Source organism: Nocardia amamiensis NBRC 102102, from assembly GCF_001612745.1.
Taxonomy (GTDB): domain Bacteria; phylum Actinomycetota; class Actinomycetes; order Mycobacteriales; family Mycobacteriaceae; genus Nocardia; species Nocardia amamiensis.
Map to the genome: position 1 here is coordinate 1 of NZ_BDBA01000013.1, position 21,921 is coordinate 21,921.

Here is a 21,921-nt window from a genome sequence, read left to right on the forward strand (position 1 = left end):
CACCTGCGTGTCGCCACGCTCGACGAGCGATGGGCGGCCGCGCGACTACTGCTAAGGTTTCAATGTTTTCCGTGGTCCGGCCCATCTCGGACCGCGCGTTCTGATGCTGTACGCCTGTTCGCCGGTGGGTCCCGGCGCGCGGCGGGAAGTGGAGCAGTCATGCTGGCCAGCGGTGACGTTTTCGCCGGCTATGTCATCGAGCGGCAACTCGGCCGCGGTGGCATGGGCTCGGTATATCTGGCGAAACATCCGCGGCTGCCGCGGATGACCGCGCTGAAGCTGCTGAATCGGGAGATGTTCTTCGACAAGGAGGTGCGGGCGCGGTTCGAACGGGAGGCGGATCTGGTCGCCCAGCTCGATCACCCGAACATCGTCACGGTGTACGACCGTGGGCTCGAGGACGAGCAACTGTGGATTTCGATGCAGTACATCGACGGCATCGATGCTGCCTCGGTGCAACCGGCGTCGCTGCCGCCCGAACGCGCCGTCCAGATCATCAAGGAGACCGCAGACGCGCTGGACTACGCGCACGGCAACGGCGTGCTGCACCGTGACGTGAAACCCGCCAACATCCTGCTGGCCCGCTCCGGCGCCGGGCGTGGTGAGCGGGTGTACCTCACCGACTTCGGTATCGCGCGACTGCGCGACGACACCGGTCATCTCACCCAGACCGGCACCTTCACCGCGACCCTCGCCTACGCTTCGCCCGAGCAGCTCACCGGCGCCGCGCTCGACCACCGCTCCGACCAGTATTCGCTGGCCTGCTCGCTGTTCTGGCTGTTCACCGGCACCGGCCCGTTCTCGGCGACGAACCCGGCCGCGGTCATCCAGGGGCACTTGCAAGGCGCGCCACCGGCGTTGAGCAGCGTCCGGCCCGGGCTGCCCTACGCGCTCGACGGCGTGCTCGCCAAAGCGATGGCCAAGCGTCCCGATGACAGGTACAGCAGCTGCTCGGAATTCGCCGCGGCCGCCATGCAGGCGCTGACCAATCCGAGTGCGCCGTCGATGCCGGTGGTCGGCGGTCCCCGGCCGACTACCGGCCCACCGCAGCCGACCATGGGGCCGCGCCCGACGACCGGGCCGCAGATTCCGACGACCGGTACGCCCTACCCGGTGGCGCACGCCGGCCACGTGAGCGGCCCCGGCTACCAGGTGAACGGACCGCACACCAGCGGACCGAATTCGCTTGCCGCAGGTGCGTCGCCGGTGACTCCGCCGTCGGCGACGATGGTGAACCCGAATCCGCACACCGGCCCGGCGCCGCAGCCCACCGCCGCCAATCCCTATGGCCGGCAAACCGGGTTCTCCGGCTTCGCCGCTCCGCCGCACGGCGCGCACATGCATCCCTCGGCGGGACCACCGGCCAAGAAGAACACCGGTCTGATCATCGGCATTGCGGTGGGCGTCGTGGTCCTGATCGTGGTGGCACTCGGCATCATCGGCGTGGTCTCCGATTCGGGCTCGAGCGCCGCTCCGACGACCACTACGGCGGTCAAGCCGAACCTCATCGACCCGACCCCGGAAGCGGTCAGCGCGGAGTTCCCCCGGATGGTGCCCGCCTCCAAGACCGAGGAGATCGGCTACAACGGCGCCGAGTGCTGGCTGGCCTCGCCGAGCTCGCCGCCGTCGCCCAACCAGGGCGACCCGGACTTCGGTGACTGGGCCGTGCAATGGCGCTGCTACAAGGGCGGCAACAACGACGATCCGTACTACCGCATCTACGCCTACAAGACGCCCGCCGACGCGCAGAGCGTGCTGAAGGGCCTGCCCGCGCAGACCACCAAGTCCACCGACAACAACGGCGGAAAGTCCTACACCAACTACAAATACACCGATAACGGCGCCAAGATGGTCACCTCGTTCACCGGTGACCCGGATCGCGCCCAGTTCCTGATGTACACCGACGGCTTCAGCTTCACTACGATCGACGAGCTGCTGCGCTGGTGGCGCTCGGCTCCGCTGAACTGACCCATGCTGAACACCGGTGAGGTTTTCGCCGGGTACACCATCGAACGCCTGCTCGGCCGCGGCGGGATGGGCTCGGTGTACCTGGCGCGGCATCCGCGGCTGCCCCGGCTGACGGCGATGAAGCTGTTGAACCCGGAGCTGTTCCACGACAAGGAGATCCGCACCCGCTTCGAGCGGGAAGCGGATCTCGTCGCGCGGCTGGACCACCCGAACATCGTCACGGTGTTCGATCGCGGCGTCGAGGGTGAGCGGCTGTGGATCTGCATGCGCTATATCGACGGCACCGATGCCGCCGCGGTGGACGCGTGGACACTCCCGCCGCACCGGGCGGTGCAGATCATCGCCGAGACGGCCAAAGCGCTGGACTTCGCGCACAGCCGCGGCGTGCTGCACCGCGACGTGAAACCGGCGAACATTCTGCTGGAACGCGCCGAGGACGGGCCGGAACGCGTCTACCTCACCGACTTCGGCATAGCTCGATTCCGGGACGACACCGGAAAGCTCACGCAGACCGGCACCTTCACCGCCACCCTGGCCTACGCGGCGCCGGAGCAGCTCTCCGGGGCGGTGCTGGATCACCGGGCGGATCAGTATTCCCTGGCCTGCACGCTATTCCGGCTGCTGACCGGCACGGTGCCGTTCGACGCCACCAATCCGGTCGCGGTGATCCAGGGACATCTCAGCGCACCACCGCCGCCGGTCAGCAGGCTGCGCCCAGGACTGCCGGTGGCGTTGGACGCGGTGCTGGCCAAGGCCATGGCCAAGTACCCTGCCGACCGCTTCGACTCCTGTGCCGAATTCGCCGCCGCGGCATGGCAGGCGCTGACGGCGCCGGCATCGTGGCAGCCGCCTCTTCCGCCGAATCACCCTGCACCCGCGGCCGATTCGTCGACGGCGCCGTCGTGGCAGGCGCCTCTTCCACCAAGTCACCCTGCACCCCCCGCCGATTCGTCGACGGGGCCGTCGTGGCAGCCGCCTCCTCAGCAGAATCCACCTGCCCTCCAGGCGGATTCGTCGGCGAGGCGGCGGGAGGCACGCGCCTATCTCGGCCCAGTACGACGTTCCCGCTGGCATGCCTCGGTGGGTGGGTGGCTCGGACTGCTGCTGGTGCTCGGCTTGATCGGCCTCATTATCAAGCTGACGTTCGACGACACCGGATCCCCCGGTTCCACCAGTCCCACGACCACCGTGCGCGCCCAGAACGTGCTGCCCTCGACTCGCGGCCGCCCGGCCGCAAGCGCTTCGACCACGACCGTTGCGGCCACCCCGGATCGTGCCGCGACCGGCGCCCGCGCCGCGGAACTGAGCGCCGCCTTCCCGGACATGCTGCCCGAGACCACGGCTGACACGTTGGTGCACGCCGGAACCGGATACAACAAAGCGGGCTGCTTCGCCCACGAACCGGGTGAAACGACCCCCGACCATGACGACCCGGATCTCGGCGCCTGGGTGCTGATGTGGAGCTGCTTCGGCGGACCGAACAAGGCGGCCTTCGACTTCTACCTCTACAGCTCCGCCGCCGACGCACAGGCCGTGCTGGACGCCTTGCCCGCCAACGACCGCGCCGACGCCACCAACAACGGCCACACCTACACGAACTACACCCTGCGCGGCAGCCGCAACCTCCGCCCGCGCATGGTCACCGCGTTTCCCGGCGCCCCGGACCGAGCGGCCATGCTGATGTACAGCACCGGCTTCATCGCCACCGATGCCGAGTTCATGAACTGGTGGAACTCAGCGCCGCTGAACTGAGCACTCGCGCCTACGACGGCGCGCTGCGCGACTGGATGCTGGACCGCTGACGATCGCCGATGACCTACGGGTGGAGCGGTACCGGCAGCCGCTGGCGATGATCAACGGCTGACCCAGGCCGCCGAGCCTGCCTCCCGGTGTTCGCCGCGGCACTGTGCGCCGATCGGGCAAGGACCTAATCGAAGGCGTAATGCGCGAAGTCGTGGGTCGGGTGGAAGCCGATCGTGCGGTAGATCCGCGTCGCCGTGGCGTTGTCCGTGTCGGCGAACAGGCAGACGTCCAAGCCTCCGGCGCGCAGCTGCTTCGCCACGTGGGCGGTCACCGCGGTGGCGTAGCCGTGCCCGCGCGCGGCGGGCGGGGTGTAGACCGGTCCGATCCGCGACCAGCCCTGGATCGGAGTCTGATGGGCGGCAAGGCTCACGGGCTCGCCATCGCGCTCCCACAGCCACCAGCGGCCCGCGAGCACGCGCCGCCGAACCGAGGCTTCGTCCAGTCCGTGCAGCAGCCCGGACTCGACGCGCATGGCTGCCGCCCAGTCCGCACACAGCGCGACATCCGATTCGACCGCTTGGCGCGGGGTTCCGGCGACACCCGGGACCCGCAGGGCACCGAGCCGGTGCAACCTGGTGACGTAGGACTGGTGAAATCCCGTGCCGAACAGCGCACACCAGTGCTGCGCGAACGCGGCCGCGTCACCGATGATCCCCTCGACACCCGCGCTGTCGGGAACAACGTCGGCCAGCGCCCTGGCCACCGCGGCGATGCTGCCGGGCGGTAGCTCACCGAGGTACACGTCGTGGCCAGGTACCCGCATGGCAACACCGATGGCCGAAGCGTCCTCGTCGTGGACCGAGAGGAATCGTGACAGCTCGTCCGATGCGTCGATCCCCGTGACGTGATTGGCGACACTGGTGGTGATCACCGTATGCCGCAACGGATCACGCAGCAGGAACGGCTCGGCGCGCGAGCGGAACTCGGTCGCATCGGTGGTGATCTCGATCCTCATGTAGTCCACGGTATGCGCCTGAAGTATTGCGCGCCCGCATATTTCGCACCAGCACGGAAAGCGGACAAGCGCCCGGCCGGGTCAGTCGGGTTCGCCACCACCCGCACGGAGCTTGAGCAGGACCAGCCCCGCGGTGCACGCGAGAATGAGTCCGGCCACGGTGATTTCGACGTGCAGGCCCGCGATGCCGAGCACCGCCCCGACGAGTCCGCCGATGAAGATCAGCCACGCCAGCGTCCGCGACAGAATCGTGGACAGCCTGCGCGCCTGCTGATTCGACGCCGGATGCTGTGTCGTTGCCGCCACCGCATCCTCCGCGGCGTGGGATGACCCACGCCGGGAAGCTGTCGAGTAAGCTCCCATCATCTACTCCTCGATGACGCCGGTCAGAGAACCACTGTCACGTTCTCACACAACGTGTCTCTCAGCCCGATACCGGCGTCTCACGCGTAACTTTGCTCACACACGCTACGACTCCGGCACGCCGGAAGATAGCGACACGTGCCCGCGACACGCCGAAGAGACCAATTCGATATCTGAACTATCAGCGTTTTAAGACGCCCTCGGGCGCCTATCCCAGCGACCACTCACCTCGCTCGGCCGACCGGCCCCGAGTAGGGTGAGGCCACTCGATACACGCGAGGAGAGTGTCACCGATGGAGAGCAGCAAGGCCAAGATCGCCGGTCCGGCGATCGCCGCGGGAGCGGTTTCCATCGGGCTCGTCCTGATCGGCGCGTGCGGGGTCGGCAAGCACGACACCTACGTCCCGCCACCGCCGCTGAAGGCGGGTCAGCATGCCGAGCCGGTCGTCCGGGAGGACACCACCGGCCCGACGACCCCCCAGGTGATCATCCCGCCCTCCCCGACCTGGAAGGTCGCGCCGTACAACCAGCACCGCGCAACACCGTTCGCGGGTTTCATCACCAGCACCTCCGCCGACCCTGCCGCCCCAGTCGACGACCCCGCGCACGCCGCACCGCCCGGGGACACGCGGCCGCCGTCCACCACGCGTGCGGCCGAATCATCGGACGAGCCGACCGCCACCGCGCGCAGAACCACCACCGCGCGAGACGAAGAGGAGTGACCTGCGGTGGTGTGCATGAATCGCACACCACCGCACAGTCCTACAGCTCCGGCAACTCGTAGTCGCCGACACGGGAGCTGAGCACCCGCAGATGCTCGAGCCCACTGCCGAGGGTGCGCTCGATCGCAGTCAGCCGGGCCACGTAGTGGCCGACCGGGTACTCGGCGGTGACGCCGATGCCGCCGTGCATCTGGATCGCTTCCTGCCCGATGTGGCGTGCCGCGCGACCGGCCTGCAAGCGCGCCCGCGAGGCGATCACCGGGTCGTCGGCGCCGTCGGCCAGCGACGCGGTGGCGTACAGGCTCATGCTGCGCGCCAGCTCCAGCGAGACGTACATGTTCGCCGCACGCTGGGTGAGGGTCTGGAACTTCGACAGCGTGACACCGAACTGCTTGCGCTGCTTGAGGTACTCCGTGGTGAGCCGCAGCGCCTCTTCCATCGCGCCGACCGACTCCGCGCAAAGGCTCGCCTGCGCGTGCGTGAGCACCGAGGCGATCGCCTCGGCCGCGTCACCCGCACCGATCCGCTCGGCAGGCGCGTCGGTCAGTTCCAGTTGCGCGCCGCGCTGGCCGTCCACCGTGCGGTAGGCCTTGCGGACAACGCCCGCCGCGTCCGGCGCGACCAGGAACAGCCCCACCCCGCCGTCCGGCAATACCGCGCTCACCACCAGCTCGTCGGCGCAATCACCGTGCGGAACGGGATTCTTGACACCGGTCAGCGTGTACGAATCACCGTTCGGGGCGGCCGTGGTCGCCAGTTCGGTGGCCGGCCAGCGCACCCCGGGCTCGGCGTGGGCGAACGCGAGCAGTTTCGCGCCCGAGGCGACCTCCGGCAGAATCCGCTGCCGCTGCTCGGCGCTGCCCGCCGCGGCGATCAGCCCACCCGGTACCAGCACCGCGTCCAGGATCGGTTCGGGCGCGAGCCTGCGGCCGACCTCTTCCAGCACGACCATCGTCTCCACCGGACCGGCGCCGACGCCGCCGTCCTCCTCGGCGAAGCTCAGCCCGAGCACGCCGAGTTCGGCGAGCTGACGCCACACATCGCGGCTCCAGCCCAGGTCGGAATCGGTGATCTTGAGCCGGGATTCGGCGTCGTAGGTGCGGGCGAGCAGGTCGCGAACCGTGTCGCGGAGCATGACCTGTTCATCGGTGAGATCGAAATCCATGGTGACGCCTCACAATCCGAGGATCGTGGAGGCGATGATGGTGCGCTGCACCTCGCTGGAGCCTCCGTAGATGGTTGTCTTGCGGTAGTTCAGGTAGCTGGGGCCGCTGCGCTGCGCCCAGCCGGGCGAGGCGACATCGTCCGCCTCCACCGGGATCGCGTCGGGGCCCGCGATGTCCAGCAGCAGCTCGGTGGCCGCCTGCTGCAGCTCCGAGCCGCGCAGCTTCAGCACCGACGAGGCCGGATTCGGCTTGCCGTCCGTGGAGTTGGAGACCACACGCAGCTGGGTGAGCTCCAGCGCGAGCAGTTCGTTCTCCAGCTCGGCGACCCGTGCCGCGAAGACCGGGTCCTCCAGCAGCGTTCCGTTGCCCGACCTGGTCTGCGCCGCGTACTGCTTCGCGACGCCCAGCTTGACCTTGGTGCGGCCGACGCCGGTGATGCCGGTGCGCTCGTTGCCGAGCAGGAACTTCGCGTAGGTCCAGCCCATGTTCTCCTCGCCGACCAGCTGATCGGCGGGCACCCGGACGTTCTCGAAGAAGACCTCGTTCACCTCGTACCCGCCGTCGATCATCTTGATCGGACGGATGGTCACGCCCGGCGATTTCACGTCGAACAGCAGGAACGAGATGCCCGACTGCTTCTTCGCCGCGGTGGGGTCGGTGCGGACCAGGCAGAAGATCCAGTCCGCGTACTGGGCCAGCGTGGTCCAGATCTTCTGGCCGTTGACGATGTAGGAATCGCCGTCGCGGACCGCGGTGGTGCGCAGCGAGGCCAGGTCGGAGCCGGCGTCCGGCTCGGAGAAGCCCTGGCACCACCAGATGTCCAGCGCGGCGGTCGGCGGCAAGAAGCGCTCCTTCAGCTCCTGGGAGCCGAAGTGGGCGATCACCGGGCCGACCATCTGCGCGTTGAAGGTCAGCGGCTCCGGCACCGAGGCGAGTTGCATCTCGTCCTGCCAGATGTGGCGCTGCATCGGCGTCCAGTCCTTGCCGCCCCACTCGACGGGCCAGTTGGGCACCGCGAGGCCGTGGTCGTTGAGGATCTTGTGCGCGGTGACGAAGTCCTCGCGGGACAACTCACGGCCGGTGCGCACGCGCTCGCGAATGTTCTCCGGGATCTCGGTCCGATAGAACTTTCGCAGTTCGTCGCGGAAGGCGACGTCGTCGGGGGACAAGGATAGTTTCATACGTAGCTCCCTGTGTGTCTCGTACGTCCCGAGTCAAACGTACCCTGCGGCAAACGTCCACTGTCGACTGGATCACACCGAGAGGTCGGGCGGGTCTGTTCACGGACGGCTTTCCGTCGGGCGGAATATGCCGCGGTCCCGCGCCGGACCTGGGAGAAGACGCCATAGGAAGGGCGCAGCGGACGCGGCCCGGCCGCACGCCTATGCCTGCGAAGGCGGGGCAGCCGACTATCCGGCACGAAGGAACCGGGGACCTGGTACGTTGCTGCTCGTAGTTCGGGGACCAGGCACGATTCGTATCGAGGTGAACGAGTGACCGGCAGGACCATCGCACGCGCCGCCGCGGCCGCGGCTTCTCTCGGCATCGGCGCGGTTCTGACTTTCGCCGTTCCGGCGGCCGCCGAGCAGACCCCGGCGCCCGTGGACACGGGCTTGGCCCAGCTGACCGAGACCGCCGGATCCGACCCGGCCACGCAAGAAGGCGTCGCCGCGCTCACCCGGTACGCCACCCTGGTCGACGCCGCCAACCTGCGGGACGTCTCCAGTGTGTTCACCCCCTTCGCCTACGCCGCCCCCACCTTCGGCTGCGGCAGCAACGGGCCGATCACCACGGTCATCGCCGCCGCGACCACCGACGGTTCGGGCAATGCCCGGGACCTGAACGTCCCGCCCGGCGCACTGCGGTTCAGCGCCACCCCGTCGCACCCGGGCGCGCCGCTGGCCTCCGGGCTCGTCGTCGCCTGGGTCAACGTGAACAACGGCGCCAGCGGGATCACCCCGCTCGACGACGTGACCGAATACCGCTTGCCGTCGCTGTCCAAAACGGTGAACAGCGGACCGGGCACGGTGCTGGCCTCGATGTGGGGCATCATCGACTACCCGTTCGCGCACTGTGTGATGACACCTACCGTCGGCCTATTCACGGTGCCCGACCGCCCGGCCCCCGCACCGGCGGCTCCCGGACCGGTCCCGCCGGGCCCGAACGGCTCCGGACCTGCGCCCGCCCCCGCGACTCCCTAGCCTGCGACCAAGCCCGCAGCCACTACGCCCACTTACCGATGCACAACCGACCGGTTGTGTCCGGCGCGGGCATATCCGGCGACGTCCCGTCATGACGCACGACCAGCGGGAAGTCGTCTGCGATCCCAGCTGGAGTACAGCGCACGGTGCGGTACTGGCCGTATTCAATCGGTCACTGTGAATGGAGCGAGGAACCGATGACCGCCGACCGGCCCCCGAAGGGCGATCGCGCGGTGCTGGACTGGCCGGTGCCTCCGCCCGGGGGATACATCGCCAAGGATCTCGACCGCCTACCCGACCTTCCCCCGCATACCGAGCTGATCGACGGGAGCCTCGTCTTCGTCAGCCCGCAGATGAAATTTCATATGCGTGTCATCAGTTTCCTCGACTGGGAACTCACTCAGCAAGCCCCCGAAGGTTGGGAAGTGTGCCGGGAAATGACCGTGACGCTCGGTCCGCGCCAACGCCCGGAGCCCGACATCACGATCGTCGATGCTGTGGCCGACACCGGCCTCGACCAGACGACCTATCAGCCCGCCGACGTCGTCCTCGCTGTCGAGGTCGTGTCGCCCGACTCCGTCGAGCGGGACCGCAAGCGCAAGCCACAGCTCTACGCGCAGGCAGGTATCCCGCATTTCTGGCGCGTGGAGAACGTCGACGGCCGTGCGGTGGTCTACGTACGAACTCGACCCGGCCACGGAGTCCTACGCACCCACCGGCATCCATCACGACCGGCTCCGGCTCACTGTGCCATTCCATATCGATCTCGATCTGACCCAGGCCACTGATCCGAAGACCGGTCCCGTTACTCGCTGACCGGTCCGAGATGCCGATGTTCGGTCAAGTAATACCCAATTCCCTTGGCGCCAAGGCCCATTCGCATTCCATCGCGCATCCGGCGGTGCCGCGCAGTACTTTACGATCACGTCCGCGCCGGTATCGGGCAGCGCGCCAGGAAGCTGCGTCAGAGTTGCTCCGGCCCCGCCCTGGACAGCGCCGTGGAACCTGAGGGTGTGGGTCAGGTCCGGGCCACTGAAGCCCTTCGATTCGATTCTGACCTCCGGTTCCAGCAATACACCCAGTGCCCGCTCCAGCTCGATCGAGTGCTTTCTGAGCAGTGCGTCGACCGACATAGTCGACACCGCCGCGGCGCCTTCATTCGGACCAAGCGGTTCGACTTGCTCGCATTCTGCAATGATCAGAGACGACTTGTGACCATCTGGTCCCGCTAGGATTGGGCGGCGACCTCAACGAGCAGGGTTTCGATGATGAGAAGAAGCTTCGCCGCTGGTTGCCTGGTGGTGAGTGTGACGACGCTGGTCGCCTGTGCTGGTAGTTCCACCGATCAGGCTGCGAACACGGCGGTTTCGGCAAAGGCATCGCCCACGATGCCTGCCGGGGCGAACGCCTCGGTGAAGGTGAGCGTCCCGCCGGCGCCGGTGCAGACCGGCGTCGAACAGGTTCGGTTCGATCCGTGTGTGAGTGTGGGCGACGACCTGGTAACCCGGGCTGGATTCGACCCGGCGACTCGCGAAAGATCCACAGAAGAAGGCATTTCCACGTTGTTCACGAAAATCGGCTGCCAATTCTGGCGTGAGACACTCGTTAATGGCGAGAAGTACTCCACCGGCGCGGTGTCGGTGACATCCAGCGACTTGACTCTTGACGATATCCGGAAGAACCCGGGCCACATCATATTCAACTCCGACACGATCGGTGGGCGCGAGGCCGCGCTGTACCGGACTCCGCAGAGTGAAGGCGCTTGCTCGGCGTCGATCAAATCATCCGACGGGATTTTCACGGTTAGCCTGGTTGTTCCCCGCGGTCCGGTTGCAGTGCCTTCGCCATGTGACCAGATCCGCCATATCGCCGAAACGTTCAGCGAATCACTCGACACCATCTAGTCTCGATTTTTCACCGGGTCTGCGGCCCGCGTGGTCGGCGACCGCGCAGGCGCATTCGGAGCCGGCGGTGTGCGGGTTTCATCAGTACAGGCGTAACTCACCCCCATCGCCCTCAGGCCTACACCCTCCCCCGCATCTCCGAAACCGCCTGTCCCCCAACCCCAGTACCGCCGGTCTGCAGCTATTGGCCGACAGCGCGGTAGCCCCTGTCCATTTGACAGACCATGCCCGCACGCATAGGGTCCTCGGTGCGAGTCTTGCGGTGGGGCAATGATGTTCGGCTCCGCTTCTTCGGTGGAAAGAACAGAGCTAGGGCGTTATACGAATGACCGAGACATTTGCAGCGAATCCCAGCGAAATTGCTGGTCTGAGCAATTTCGTCACCTCGATAGCTGGAGACGCCCTGTCGGCGTCCAACTTCGTGGCGAAGGAGGGGAAGGCCGCGGATTGGCTCCACGGACCGATCATCGACACACTGGTTGCCCCTATCAATGATGCGGCCGACTGGATGTCCCAGCGCCACGCGGTGCTCGCAAGTACCACCCTGGACACCGGTACCGAGCTCAATAAAGCAGCCTGGATGTATCACGATCAGGACCAGAAGAACTACCAGGCGCTGAATAGTCACACCTTTTTGGGACCGGTGGGCCCAAGTAAGGGTGGTTCGGAGACCGTTGACGCGGCTACCGAATTCCAAGGAGCCACCGAGGCATACGTCGCACCAGCCACCTACCCGAAGCCGGAATCTTTCGAACTCAAAGCGCCAGTGGCGAACAAAGAGGAGCTTGCGGCTCTTATCGCCGAAGTTTTCCCGGTACTCGGCAGTGTCAACGAGTCTATCAAGAGCATCACTCGCGCGGCGGGAACCGAATATGACCCGCTGGTAACATGCTTGGAGCCGATTCCAGGAAACTGGTCCGAGATCCGCAGGCTCGGTGAGGTTTACAAAGCAGCTGGCAATGGGCTCGAGACATGCGGTAAGAATCTCGAATCCGGGGTAAAGCGGATCGATGGCAGCACGGACGGCAAACCCCATTGGGACGGTAAAGCCTCTATAGCCTTCAACGAGTGGGCGACCAAGCAGGTCGCGGCAATGAAATGGGAAGGCCCGGTCGGCCGAATTGTCAGTGACTGCGCGGGTGCGGTCTCCGACATGATCAGGGATGGCATCAAATTAATCCTCGAAAAGCTGTGGGGGATGCTCAACAAGTATGTCGATTTCGACGACATCAAGGGCGCTCTCAAGTCGGTCGCCAATATCTTGTCCGCAGCCGTCCCAGGTCTCGGAGCTGCCCGCATCGCCAAGTTGGTCGTTGACATCGGTCTGCTCATCAAAGCCGCCATCGACGTGGTCGGAAAGATCAAAGAGCTTGCCGACGCCTTCAAGAAGCTCCTCGACTTCATCAAGGATCCGGTAGGCCAGTTGAAGGAGAATGCGAAACAGAAGCTGGAAGAGGCGATCGCGCCCGTCACCAAGAAAATTGACGACGCGACCCGTGCGGCGGCCGTCGCCAAGGATGTCGAACAAATTTCCCACTACGGCGACACCGTGAACCGCCCCACACAGTCTTATGACGCCGGGTCCGGCTCCGCACCGTGGGAGAACGCGCCATGACGAGACCACAATGGGGCAGCATGCGGGAGCCCGATCTCGACCCCGAGGTGGAGGCCATCGCCCGAAAGGTCATGGACGCGGTAGACAATCTACGCACCGCCACGATCCGCCTCGCCAACATCGACATCGACGAACTCTTCGACGGTCCCACCGAGGTGACCGAGGACTTCATCTCGATGGTCGCCGATATGGACACCGCGTCCCCGGCGCTCAAGGCATACGCCGAACGAGTCGGGAGCGGCGAATGCCGTTGGTGCGACATCGAAACCCTCGCCCGCCCGGTACCACCGGAAGTCACCGAGATGAAGAGCTCGCCGTTGTTCATCTGGAAATGGACCCCGGAACCGCACCAAGCGCCCACACCGCCTCCGGCCCCCACGTGGCCGCCCACCCAGACCCCCACCCGCCGTCCGCGACCACGCGAAACCGTGGTCGGCCCCAGCGACTGGCCGGACGACTTCGAGGAATACCCTGATGATCGGCGCTGGCGCTGAGACGCAGCATGACGTGACTACGCGTTCCGAGGTGCGCCGTTACAGTCGGTGGGTTACTGCCGGTTTGCTTGAGGAGTCGGTATGGGGCGAGCCCGGAAGATGATCGGCCCGATGTCGCTGGTGTGGACGCTGGGGGTCGCGGTAGCCGCAGTGGCCTTCATGGCGGGCGTGCTGAACCTGGGTGTCGCGATAGTCCGGTGGACTGGTTCGCAACTCGCTATGGCGCTGTTTCTTCCTGTGAGCCTATTGCTGGGCATGGGTGGGTGGATGCTCGTGCTGGCTGCGGCATGGCGGCTGCGCCGGAATTACGTGCGGCGAGCGGGGATTGCGATGTCCGCGGCGGTGATCGGGTCGGATCTGCGGTACAAGCACCGTTCGGGCACACTCAGCTGGGATTTGTGGCGGGTGCGGGTCGAAGCCCAGTTCCTGCACCCGGACTCGGGTGCGGATGCCCGCGTGCAGAAGCAGTACTTCTACCCTCAATTCCGCGAAGCCAAAGCGCGAGCACTGGCCGAGCAACTGAGCGTCGGCTCCTCGGTTCCCATTGTGGTCCACAAGAATTCCACATTGTTCGACATTCCCAAACGGCCTGTTTGGGCCGATATCTGGTGACGGTCACTGACGTCCACTGCTGTCCGCCTGCTGATCTCGGGTGTGCTGAACGCGGGTCATGGTGGGCTACGCCGCGTCGGATCGGGGCCAGATCCGGATCATTGACGAATGCTCGCGCTCCACGAACACGCCAAACTACCAGTGCGACCAGAACTGTGGTCCGACGAGGTTGATTTCTGCGGAAGCGCTGACATACTTGCAGACCAGACAGCACGCTTATGTTACAACATTCGGTGTCACCAATAGCTCGTCGGTTCGCCCGTTCAGCAACTCAGCGCACCGGACATGATCGGAATCTCGACGGTTAAGGTAAGCGATAAACTGGCCAGTGCCAACGATCAGCATCGGATTCGCCGATCTCACTCTGCAGAACGTCCTTGGCGCTTGCGCCCAAGTCGGTCGACGGACCATCGAACGTTCGGAGGACAGAGAACCGGCCGGTCTCAGGGCGCACCAGTGGCAGCACATGCCGGCGCACCTCGTCCGCTTGACCAGGTTCCAGCCGGTCGATGAGCGCGTGCAGGTCGGAGTAGTTGTGCGCGGCTGTCACACTTCCAATGCTACGGCAGCTGATTCTCGTGGTCGGCCCGGTTTCGTGGACACAGCGCTCTACAGAAGCTCGATCTGACCAGGCTCGGGCAGCGCGTGTGGGCGTTCGTCCGTATACCAGGCGTACTCGATTCCCCCGAGCCAGCCGTTCTCCACCCATAGACTGACCTCGCCGATCGGTGATCCGTTGCGGTCGGTGACCGCTCCACTGGCGAAGATCCCGTCCGGCGAACCGGATGCTTGCACCGCACCGGGCCGCACTGCCAGATCCACGCTTGGTGAACCGATACCCCCAGGCTGCAACGACCTGCGAATACGGCACCTGCGCCAGGTAGTCGGTGGCGCCGGCGGCGCCCCACGACAGCAGCTTGGTGACGACGCTGGTTTCGAGGTCAGTCAGCGTCCGCGGCTGAATCGGTGTACTACTCATCGGTCTCCTCGGTTATCGCGCTACGTCATGGAGCCATAGGTCGGGCGGCCAGTCGGCGGCGGAATCAGATACAGACACGCCTGCTCGTATCTTTCGAACCCCACTCGGGCATCGAAACACACCCGTTCGGTGAAAATATCGGGGACATATCGGATTTCGCCGAAGGTATCCACAGGATGTCAAGTCGACACGTGCTGCCGTAGTCGTATAGAACTCCGGGAGCGCACATTTGGGCGCAGAGCCGCTTCCGAGGCGACTGTCAACGGCCATCGGTGTGCGCACTAACCGAAAAGGTTCACAGAACTGAATCAACTCAGGGGATCTGTCAGCGGCGGGTGCGGAGGTACTCGTCGTGTTCGCGGTCTTCGAGGTAGTAGCGGTGGGTGAGGGTGGTGAGGCGCGTGATTTCCGCTATCATCGCTGCGGCGTTCATCGGTTTGGCGATGATCGGGTCACCGGTTTTGACGTAGTAGCGGCCGTCCTCGTAGTCCATCCACCAGAATCCGCGTCCGAACGACGGGCGGGCGTCGACGGCGGGGCCCGGCAGCACGGTGACTTCGCCGAGGCCGCGGCGGTCGCGTTTGAAGACGCGGTCGAGTTGCTGGGCGATGCTCACTTCGTGCGCCCGGCGGACCGGCCGTTCCCGGTCGGCAGTGACCTCCGCGCGCCGGACCTCGATCGGCGGGTTGGCACCGGCCTGCGCGTCCGGTAGCGCCGCGACCGCGTTTGCCGCGACTTGGCTTGCAGCGCAATACTTTACGATCACAGCCGCGCCGATATCGGGCATCGGGCCAGGCAACTGGGTCACAGTTGCTCCGGCCGCGCCCTGGACAGCGCCGTGGAACCTGAGGGTGTGAATCAGATCAGGACCACTGAAGCCCTTCGATTCGATCCTCACCTCCGGTTCCAGCAACACGCCCAGAGCCCGCTCCAGCTCGATCGAATGCTTTCCGAGCAGCGCTCCGACCGCCGCGTCCCGCTGCCTGGCCAGATTATCGAAATCCCTGGCCTGTGGGCGGAATTGGATCGGATAGGGCAACCGGTCCCGGCCGTAGGCGGCCAACAGGATGTGGAACTCGAGGCCGCTGAATCGCCACTCACTCATCGGGGTTGCTGCCGATCACCGGTGGCACTGTCCTCGGCATCGAGTCGAGTCCGGTGACTTCCTCGCCGTGCGCCTTGGTGATCAGGTAGTCCTTGACGCCGGAGGTCTGCTCGTCATCCTTGCGCTGTGCCGCGCCTGGCGCCATGCCCGGCATACCGGCCATTCCGGGGCGGCCGGAGCCGGGTGCACCCGAACGCGCTGCCGCGGCCGGTGCCGCCGCGGGCTGCTGCTGTCCGCCGGGGATACTCCGGCCTGGGGCGCCAGGGATACTGGGGGAACCGGGAATACCCGTGGGGCGGCCAGTTGGCGTGCGACCAGTCGGGGTACGGCCGGTCGGTGATCCGGGAGTGCCGGGTGGAGTGACGCCGGGAGCGTTCGGAGTAGGAGTGGTGGTGCTGGGAGTCGTCTGCGGCGTGCCGGGCGCGGTGGACGTGGTCGCCTGCGGGGTTGTCGCGGCCGCGGGAGTCACCGACTCCGGTGTAGTCCCGGCCGGTTGGGTGCCGGGGTCCGGCTGCCCGTTCTGGTTCTCGCTGCCTTTGTCACCCGTACCGGGTCCGGCGCCGTTGTCCGAGCCGGTTGGTCCTGGCACTCCCGGCCCGGACGGCGCGGGACCGGGTGAGTCGCTGATGACGTTCGGCGCCGCCGGAATGACCGGCACTCCATTGTCGGTCTGGTTCGCGACCTGCCAGTACACCGTCTGGAGGATGCGCTGCGCCTCGGCGCGGGCTTCTTCGGTTGTGTAATCGCCCGTCTTCATCACGCCGTCTTGCGGAAGCGTCTTCCCCTTCGGGTCGGGCACCTGCGTGACGCCCGGCATCAGCGTCTGAGTCTGATGCAAGCCGGTGTACATCTCGGTCAGCTTGAAGTGCAGCAGGTGCGCGGCGTGGGTCAACTGCCCCGCGCCGTCACTGTACGTCCGCACCGCTTCGGACGCCTTGCCCGCGGCCTGGCCCGACCACCCGCCCGCGATGGTTCGCTGCACGCTGGCATTGAAGGACTCGGTGGTGTCCCGGAAGGCGGTGCCGATCTTGAACCATGCCTCGGCGGCCTGGAGTACGGTTCCCGGGTTCATGCCAGCCACCCGCTGGACCAGGTCTTCGAGCGGAAGCGTTTCGAACAGCGCGAGATCTTCGTTCGTGATCTTCGGCGGTTCGTAATCCCCGTCGAACTGGTCATTGCCGATGTTCGTGAGGGTGTAGATATTCGCACGATCGCGGTTCCACTGCTCCTGCGCCGCGATGATCCGGTTCCGATACTCTTCGTAGGTCATGACGGGATATCGATTCCGGCGATCTTGTCGGAGTTCGACTGGTCGACGGACCGGAAGTTCTCGATCGCTTTGACGAAAACCTCTCGCATCAGCTTCACCTCATCGATATGCTCTCTGATCCGATTCTGGATCGAATCCGAACCGGTAGAGCCCTTCAATGTAAACTTTTCCTCCAACACCTTCCCCGAAGGGAATCCACCAAAACCAGTGACGGTTTCAATGTTTCTCGTCAATTGCAAGACGCCTTCAAGATTATCGATGTTGCGGTCGCAATCCTGAGCTAGCCCGTTACCGATGTCCGGATCGAGGGATAGTTCACCTACATTAGCGGACGCGAGCAGTTCCTGCCACTTGGAAATACTTCCGTCGGCCATTATTTTCCTCTACCCCTGCGGCAAATGTTTGACTAGATCGCTTGAATGCCTTACGGCTACAATGCACGGATCCTCTTGTCTAGGTTCACTATAGCGACCAAGCACGTCGAACATCACTGTGCCTCCCGGAACCTCGATAGCGACAGTGCAGCCCAGACGTTCCGGATCGCTTGCGCGTCCGAATTGAACTGCGCGATGACCGCCGATACTCAAGGACTTGAACTCATTGAAATCCCGGCGCTCCTCTACCTCCCGCAGAGTCGGAGTCCCCGCGAGAATGCTGAGGCTGTACCAACGTGCCCCTGCCCGCCAAGAGCATGTCTTCCACCCGTCGAACTCGACGCCAGCAGTGCCCTGTTTCTTGCTGGCAGGGTCCAATCCGGTTGCCCGTGCAGCATCGTCCGGCAGCGTGCACGGATCCCACGGAGCCGCGTCCTTAGCGGGCGACGTTTGCACGGTGGAGGCGTTGGCGGTTGCGGACGTGTTCTGTCCGGTCGCGGTCGGCGTCCCGTCAGAACTATTCCCGCATGCGGCTAGCACCAGCGCAGCACCGACCGCCAGAGCGATAGCTCGAAGAGTATTCCCCCTGCTCGTCATCGGCTCCCTCACTGCCGGTGATGGCTAGTGCTTCTGCCCTGGGCCGGACCGGCTCCTCCGCCCCCGTGACTTCGGTCGACTCTACCGTTGGGTTCAGCGAGGCGGCAAGCGCGGCAACGCGCTTCGGGCGGTGATGCGCAGCGGAGCAACCCGCGTGACCGCCCCTATGGCCCGCCGGGCAAACGCCGACGCCCGGTACGCACTTCCGCCGCCATGTCCTCGTAGCCGATGGCCAGTTCGGCGAGGCGTTCCCAGACATCGCCCAGTTCACCGGGGGATGTACTGGCCAGTGCGGCGTATGCGCAGGCGGTGAGCTGGCCCAGGCGGTCGATGACCGCACCCACGGTCTCGGTATGGACCAAGGCCGCGCCATGCGATGGCGGGAGTTGCGCGATAACCCAGCGGTCGATGTCACGGACGAGGCGAGTGCGCAAAAGATCGATCTCGTCGGCGGTGTCGCGGTTCGCGCACAGGCGTCGCTCGTGCAAGCAGGACAGTTCATGGGCGAAACGCAGTAGCGGATGATCATCGGCGATATCGCCCCGGCAGGCCCGCAGAAGTTGGTGTTTGGACGGCAACGGATCGCTTGCGATCATGGCGTGCCCCTCCGGTAGCGATGTGGACCGTTCATCGGCGCACTGCCTTTGCGGCACAATCCAGCAACGTCTCCACAACTGTGGTCATGTTGGGGCGGTAGGGGTCGCGCGGTGGGACCACCCACCGCCGATAACCCGCCAGCTCGTCGGCCGGTCCTGGTAACGCAATCTCACCGCCCGCCGGGACGATCGATGCGCTCAGCCGCATCAACCGCGCCGCAATGACGTGGTCGCCCGCCAACTCTGGTGGCTCCGCCCTGGTCAAGAAGGTCCACCGCTGCGAACGGTGCCAGACGACCGGCCCGCGCAATCCCTGATGGGTAAGCCGGTCACGGACCGATTCTCCCCAGTGCGCAGGCATCGTCACCGCACCCACCGGAACTCCCGCGCGTAGCACGATGCGGTGCGCCTCGGGGTCGACAAAGCACGGCAGTCCACAGGCGTGCCGGTAGTAGTTGGATCGCTGTATGACCTCGGTGGGCGCATGCATCGGTGTACCTCCTGCGGGGCGATCGGTAGTGTGCGCAGGGCCGCTGGCAGGATTCGGATAAACACCAGATCGGAGAACGGAATTGGAGTAGGTTCCCAGCCGGACGCAGGTCAAGCACAGCACTGCTGACCTGCACCACGTCCGAAAACTGGGTAGCCCAATCGCTTCCGTACAAAAGGCCAGAGCGGCCCCCAGTTCGCAGCATCTTTTCACCCAGTACGGGCGGTCTTCACAGTCGAGGTAGGGGGTTTCATCATGGACAGCGGATCAACTTTGCCGAGGCGGCAGCTCGGCCGATACCTGCGCGAGGCGCGGACGGCGCTCAATCTCTCGCAGGAGGGGGTGGCCGAACTGACAGGGGTAAGTTCATCGGTGTTGCAGCGTGTCGAGATGGGCATATCGACACGGATGAAAGTTCATGAGCTACACGCGATATGCGAAGTGCTTGAGATGTCGCGGGAGATGACCGAAGCGATGATCGGGCTACTTCAGCAAGGTGGCGAGAGGAACTGGTGGCACGAATACGGGAACCTCATCCCCGTGAACTTCGATGTCTATGTCGGACTGGAGACAGCTGCGCGGAAGCTGACCACATACCAACCCTCTCTGGTACTCGGTCTGCTCCAGACCCCTGAGTACGCCCGCGCTCTCATCGAAACGGCAAACCCCTCCGAGAGCAGTGCTGAACACGGCCGCCGCGTCGAGCTTCGGATGAAACGCCAGACCATTCTCACCAGAAGGCATCGGCCCCTTGTGCTGGATGTTGTGCTGCACGAGGCGGCGGTGCGCAGCCTCGTCGGTGGGCACAAGGTCATGGCCGCACAGATTCGGCACCTTGCCGAGATCGGGAAGCTTCCGAATGTGACACTCCGTATCCTGCCCTTCTCGGCTGGCGCACCCGTCGGTAATCCCATCGGACAGTTCGCAATCCTTCAGTTCGACCAGGACGCCAAAGGCGTGCCGGTCTCGCCTCCTGTCGTCTACCTGGAGACTTTCACCGGATGCATGTTCCTGGAAAGACGGGATGACCTGCAACGGTACGATGACGTGCACGACAGTATTCAGCGGGCGGCGCTGGATGAGACAGAGAGCAGGAGCCTGCTGCGGCAGGTAGCGAAGGAGTTCTCAGTATGACTGCCGACCTATCCGGAGCCAAGTGGTTCAAGAGCAGCCGTAGCGGCACTCACGCCGACTGCGTCGAGGTCGCCTTCCTTCACAACGGCACGGTTGGCGTACGTGACAGCAAGAACCCGACCGGTCCGGCACTGGTCTTCACCCCTGGCGAATGGGACGCTTTCACCACCGGGGTCATGGGCGGGGAGTTCCACCGGCAGTAGCTTCAAATGCGACGAGAGCCCTTGAATCCCAGCAGATTCGAGGCCTCTCGTCCGTCGTCCGCGCGGCTCGGGCGGGGTTGGCACCTGTGGATTCGGGTGCCTACCGCCGCCGAGCGTCGAACAACCAATGAAACCACGGCTCGATTGCCGCCGGATTTCTACCGGCTCTGGAGCTCGGCCACGGTCAGTCATCTCGGTACCGCGCTCGGCACCGGGGCACTGCCCTTGGTCGCGATCCTGATGGTGCATGCGTCGGATCTGCAGGTGACGATGATGGTGGCGCTATCCGGGGTCGCCGCCGCGGCCGTCGCACTCCCGTTGGGGCCGTTCGTCGAGTTCCGCCGCAAGCGCGCGGTGATGGTACACGCCAACCTGGTGTCGTTCGCCGTGCTGGCCGGTGTCCCGCTGGCCGCCTGGCTGGGTGTGCTGAGTTATGCGCAGTTGTGCGTGGTGGCGGCGATCAGCACCCTGTGCAGCATCGTGTTCAACGCCGCCAACGGTGCCTATGTGAAATCGTTGGTGCCCGAACAGGTTCGGATACGTGCCAACAGCCGACTCGAAACGATGTTCTGGACGGTCGCTACGATCGGCGCCCCGATCGGCGGCGCACTCATCTCGATGTTCGGCGCCACCGTCACCGTCCTCATCGACGCCGTCAGCTATCTGCTGTCCGCGCTTGGTCTACGCAGTATCACCACCCCCGAACCCACACCGGATCATCAACGCCCCGAACATCATTGGGCGACCGAGATCCGCAGCGGATGGACTTACATCTTCACCCACCCCGTCCTATACAGGCTGTTCTGGAACGCCATGCTCTTCGGCGGTGCCCTTATGCTCACTAGCCCGCTGATGGCGCTGCTGATGCTTCGGGAGTTGCACTTCGCCCCCTGGCAGTACGGCCTGGCGCTCGGCCTGCCGACTCTGGGCGGGCTGCTCGGCTCGCTATGCGCACCGAGGCTGGTGGTCCGGTTCGGCGACCGCGCGGTGCTGCTCGGCTTCGGGACCTTGCGCACCTGCTGGCTGGGACTCATGCTCGTCGCCGGACCGGGCACCGCTGGACTGATCATTATCACGACCGCCGACAGCCTGCTGCTGTTCTGCGCCGGGGTCTTCAACCCGGTCTTCAGCACCTACCGCATGAACGCCACCACCGACGATCACATGGCCCGCGTCGGCGCCGCCTGGTCGATCAGCGCCAAGACCTTCCAACCCGCGTTCATCGCCGCTGGCGGCCTGCTGGCAGCCACGACCAGCACCCGCACCGCCATCGCCTGTGCTGCGGTCACCTTGCTGGCAAGTCCACTGCTGCTGCCGTGGCGAGCTCTACCTCATGCCGACCTCGCGCGACGGGCCAACCATCACTGAAG

The 21,921-nt window shown here is 65.4% G+C and carries 24 protein-coding genes; 12 read left to right on the forward strand and 12 right to left on the reverse strand.

All coding sequences use genetic code 11. The annotated features are described in order from the left end of the window. The first annotated feature begins 159 nt into the window (after positions 1–159). A complete protein-coding gene (locus tag NA4_RS03645; protein WP_067463823.1) occupies positions 160–1,968 on the forward strand; it encodes a serine/threonine-protein kinase in 1,809 nt (602 codons plus the stop codon). 3 nt (positions 1,969–1,971) lie between these two features. Beyond that, complete coding sequence (locus NA4_RS03650; protein ID WP_067463825.1) at positions 1,972–3,720, forward strand: serine/threonine-protein kinase; 1,749 nt, start codon at positions 1,972–1,974, stop codon at positions 3,718–3,720. 175 nt (positions 3,721–3,895) lie between these two features. Here the strand turns inward: NA4_RS03650 and NA4_RS03655 are convergent, their stop codons facing one another. Both NA4_RS03655 and NA4_RS03660 read right to left on the reverse strand, forming a co-directional pair. After that, positions 3,896–4,726: a GNAT family N-acetyltransferase gene (locus NA4_RS03655; protein WP_157128780.1), complete on the reverse strand. Its 831-nt coding sequence runs from the start codon at positions 4,724–4,726 to the stop codon at positions 3,896–3,898. Between the two features lie 81 nt (positions 4,727–4,807). Continuing rightward, entirely contained in the window at positions 4,808–5,032 is a 225-nt protein-coding gene (locus NA4_RS03660) for a hypothetical protein (RefSeq protein ID WP_067463831.1), read from the reverse strand. A 350-nt stretch (positions 5,033–5,382) separates the two neighbouring features. Between NA4_RS03660 and NA4_RS03665 the strand changes: the two genes are divergently transcribed. Continuing rightward, positions 5,383–5,811, forward strand: coding sequence for a hypothetical protein (locus tag NA4_RS03665; RefSeq protein WP_067463834.1), 429 nt, complete (start codon positions 5,383–5,385; stop codon positions 5,809–5,811). Positions 5,812–5,851: 40 nt separating this feature from the next. Here NA4_RS03665 and NA4_RS03670 read toward each other — a convergent pair whose 3' ends face one another. Together NA4_RS03670 and NA4_RS03675 are read right to left on the reverse strand one after the other, a co-directional pair. Beyond that, entirely contained in the window at positions 5,852–6,976 is a 1,125-nt protein-coding gene (locus NA4_RS03670) for an acyl-CoA dehydrogenase family protein (protein WP_067463837.1), read from the reverse strand. A 9-nt stretch (positions 6,977–6,985) separates the two neighbouring features. After that, entirely contained in the window at positions 6,986–8,158 is a 1,173-nt protein-coding gene (locus tag NA4_RS03675; RefSeq protein WP_067463841.1) for an acyl-CoA dehydrogenase family protein, read from the reverse strand. Positions 8,159–8,470: 312 nt separating this feature from the next. Here NA4_RS03675 and NA4_RS03680 point away from each other — a divergent pair, with 312 nt between their 5' ends. From NA4_RS03680 to NA4_RS03705, 6 genes are all read left to right on the forward strand, one after another. Then, entirely contained in the window at positions 8,471–9,178 is a 708-nt protein-coding gene (locus NA4_RS03680) for a hypothetical protein (protein WP_067463843.1), read from the forward strand. Positions 9,179–9,375: 197 nt separating this feature from the next. After that, positions 9,376–9,966 carry a Uma2 family endonuclease gene (locus NA4_RS03685; protein WP_218022246.1) on the forward strand — a complete coding sequence of 197 codons (591 nt, stop codon included), beginning with the start codon at positions 9,376–9,378 and terminating at the stop codon, positions 9,964–9,966. A gap of 477 nt (positions 9,967–10,443) precedes the next feature. Beyond that, positions 10,444–11,082, forward strand: coding sequence for a DUF3558 domain-containing protein (locus NA4_RS03690; protein ID WP_084496777.1), 639 nt, complete (start codon positions 10,444–10,446; stop codon positions 11,080–11,082). A gap of 325 nt (positions 11,083–11,407) precedes the next feature. Continuing rightward, positions 11,408–12,697, forward strand: coding sequence for a hypothetical protein (locus tag NA4_RS03695; RefSeq protein ID WP_067463849.1), 1,290 nt, complete (start codon positions 11,408–11,410; stop codon positions 12,695–12,697). Continuing rightward, entirely contained in the window at positions 12,694–13,191 is a 498-nt protein-coding gene (locus NA4_RS03700; RefSeq protein ID WP_067463852.1) for a hypothetical protein, read from the forward strand. The genes NA4_RS03695 and NA4_RS03700 overlap by 4 nt, the downstream gene beginning before the upstream one ends. Positions 13,192–13,272: 81 nt before the next feature. After that, positions 13,273–13,803, forward strand: coding sequence for a hypothetical protein (locus tag NA4_RS03705; RefSeq protein WP_067463855.1), 531 nt, complete (start codon positions 13,273–13,275; stop codon positions 13,801–13,803). 304 nt (positions 13,804–14,107) lie between these two features. On the opposite strand, the gene NA4_RS03710 is transcribed toward NA4_RS03705, so the two are convergent. The 8 genes from NA4_RS03710 to NA4_RS03735 form a co-directional block, all read right to left on the reverse strand. Further along, positions 14,108–14,353, reverse strand: a complete 246-nt coding sequence (locus tag NA4_RS03710) for a hypothetical protein (protein WP_067463858.1) — start codon at positions 14,351–14,353, stop codon at positions 14,108–14,110. A gap of 59 nt (positions 14,354–14,412) precedes the next feature. Then, positions 14,413–14,625 carry a hypothetical protein gene (locus tag NA4_RS42425; RefSeq protein ID WP_245671087.1) on the reverse strand — a complete coding sequence of 71 codons (213 nt, stop codon included), beginning with the start codon at positions 14,623–14,625 and terminating at the stop codon, positions 14,413–14,415. A gap of 482 nt (positions 14,626–15,107) precedes the next feature. Next, positions 15,108–15,887: an ESX secretion-associated protein EspG gene (locus tag NA4_RS03720; RefSeq protein WP_067463861.1), complete on the reverse strand. Its 780-nt coding sequence runs from the start codon at positions 15,885–15,887 to the stop codon at positions 15,108–15,110. After that, positions 15,880–17,157: a PPE domain-containing protein gene (locus tag NA4_RS03725; RefSeq protein ID WP_067463864.1), complete on the reverse strand. Its 1,278-nt coding sequence runs from the start codon at positions 17,155–17,157 to the stop codon at positions 15,880–15,882. The genes NA4_RS03720 and NA4_RS03725 overlap by 8 nt, the downstream gene beginning before the upstream one ends. Then, positions 17,154–17,531 carry a hypothetical protein gene (locus NA4_RS40055; RefSeq protein WP_157128781.1) on the reverse strand — a complete coding sequence of 126 codons (378 nt, stop codon included), beginning with the start codon at positions 17,529–17,531 and terminating at the stop codon, positions 17,154–17,156. The genes NA4_RS03725 and NA4_RS40055 overlap by 4 nt, the downstream gene beginning before the upstream one ends. A 9-nt stretch (positions 17,532–17,540) precedes the next feature. Next, a complete protein-coding gene (locus NA4_RS43580) occupies positions 17,541–18,128 on the reverse strand; it encodes a DUF3558 domain-containing protein (RefSeq protein ID WP_157128782.1) in 588 nt (195 codons plus the stop codon). Between the two features lie 164 nt (positions 18,129–18,292). Beyond that, a complete protein-coding gene (locus NA4_RS03730) occupies positions 18,293–18,724 on the reverse strand; it encodes a DUF4254 domain-containing protein (RefSeq protein WP_067463866.1) in 432 nt (143 codons plus the stop codon). 31 nt (positions 18,725–18,755) lie between these two features. Beyond that, positions 18,756–19,214 carry a hypothetical protein gene (locus NA4_RS03735; RefSeq protein WP_067463868.1) on the reverse strand — a complete coding sequence of 153 codons (459 nt, stop codon included), beginning with the start codon at positions 19,212–19,214 and terminating at the stop codon, positions 18,756–18,758. 255 nt (positions 19,215–19,469) lie between these two features. Between NA4_RS03735 and NA4_RS03740 the strand changes: the two genes are divergently transcribed. The 3 genes from NA4_RS03740 to NA4_RS03750 all read left to right on the forward strand — a co-directional run bounded on the left by NA4_RS03740 (position 19,470) and on the right by NA4_RS03750 (position 21,919). Then, positions 19,470–20,348, forward strand: coding sequence for a helix-turn-helix domain-containing protein (locus tag NA4_RS03740; RefSeq protein WP_067463871.1), 879 nt, complete (start codon positions 19,470–19,472; stop codon positions 20,346–20,348). Beyond that, the gene (locus NA4_RS03745) at positions 20,345–20,551 is read left to right on the forward strand and encodes a DUF397 domain-containing protein (RefSeq protein WP_067463874.1); all 207 of its coding nucleotides are present in this window, start codon (positions 20,345–20,347) and stop codon (positions 20,549–20,551) included. Before NA4_RS03740 ends, NA4_RS03745 begins: the two co-directional genes overlap by 4 nt. A 96-nt stretch (positions 20,552–20,647) precedes the next feature. Continuing rightward, positions 20,648–21,919: an MFS transporter gene (locus NA4_RS03750; RefSeq protein ID WP_067463877.1), complete on the forward strand. Its 1,272-nt coding sequence runs from the start codon at positions 20,648–20,650 to the stop codon at positions 21,917–21,919. The last annotated feature ends 2 nt before the right edge of the window (positions 21,920–21,921 follow it).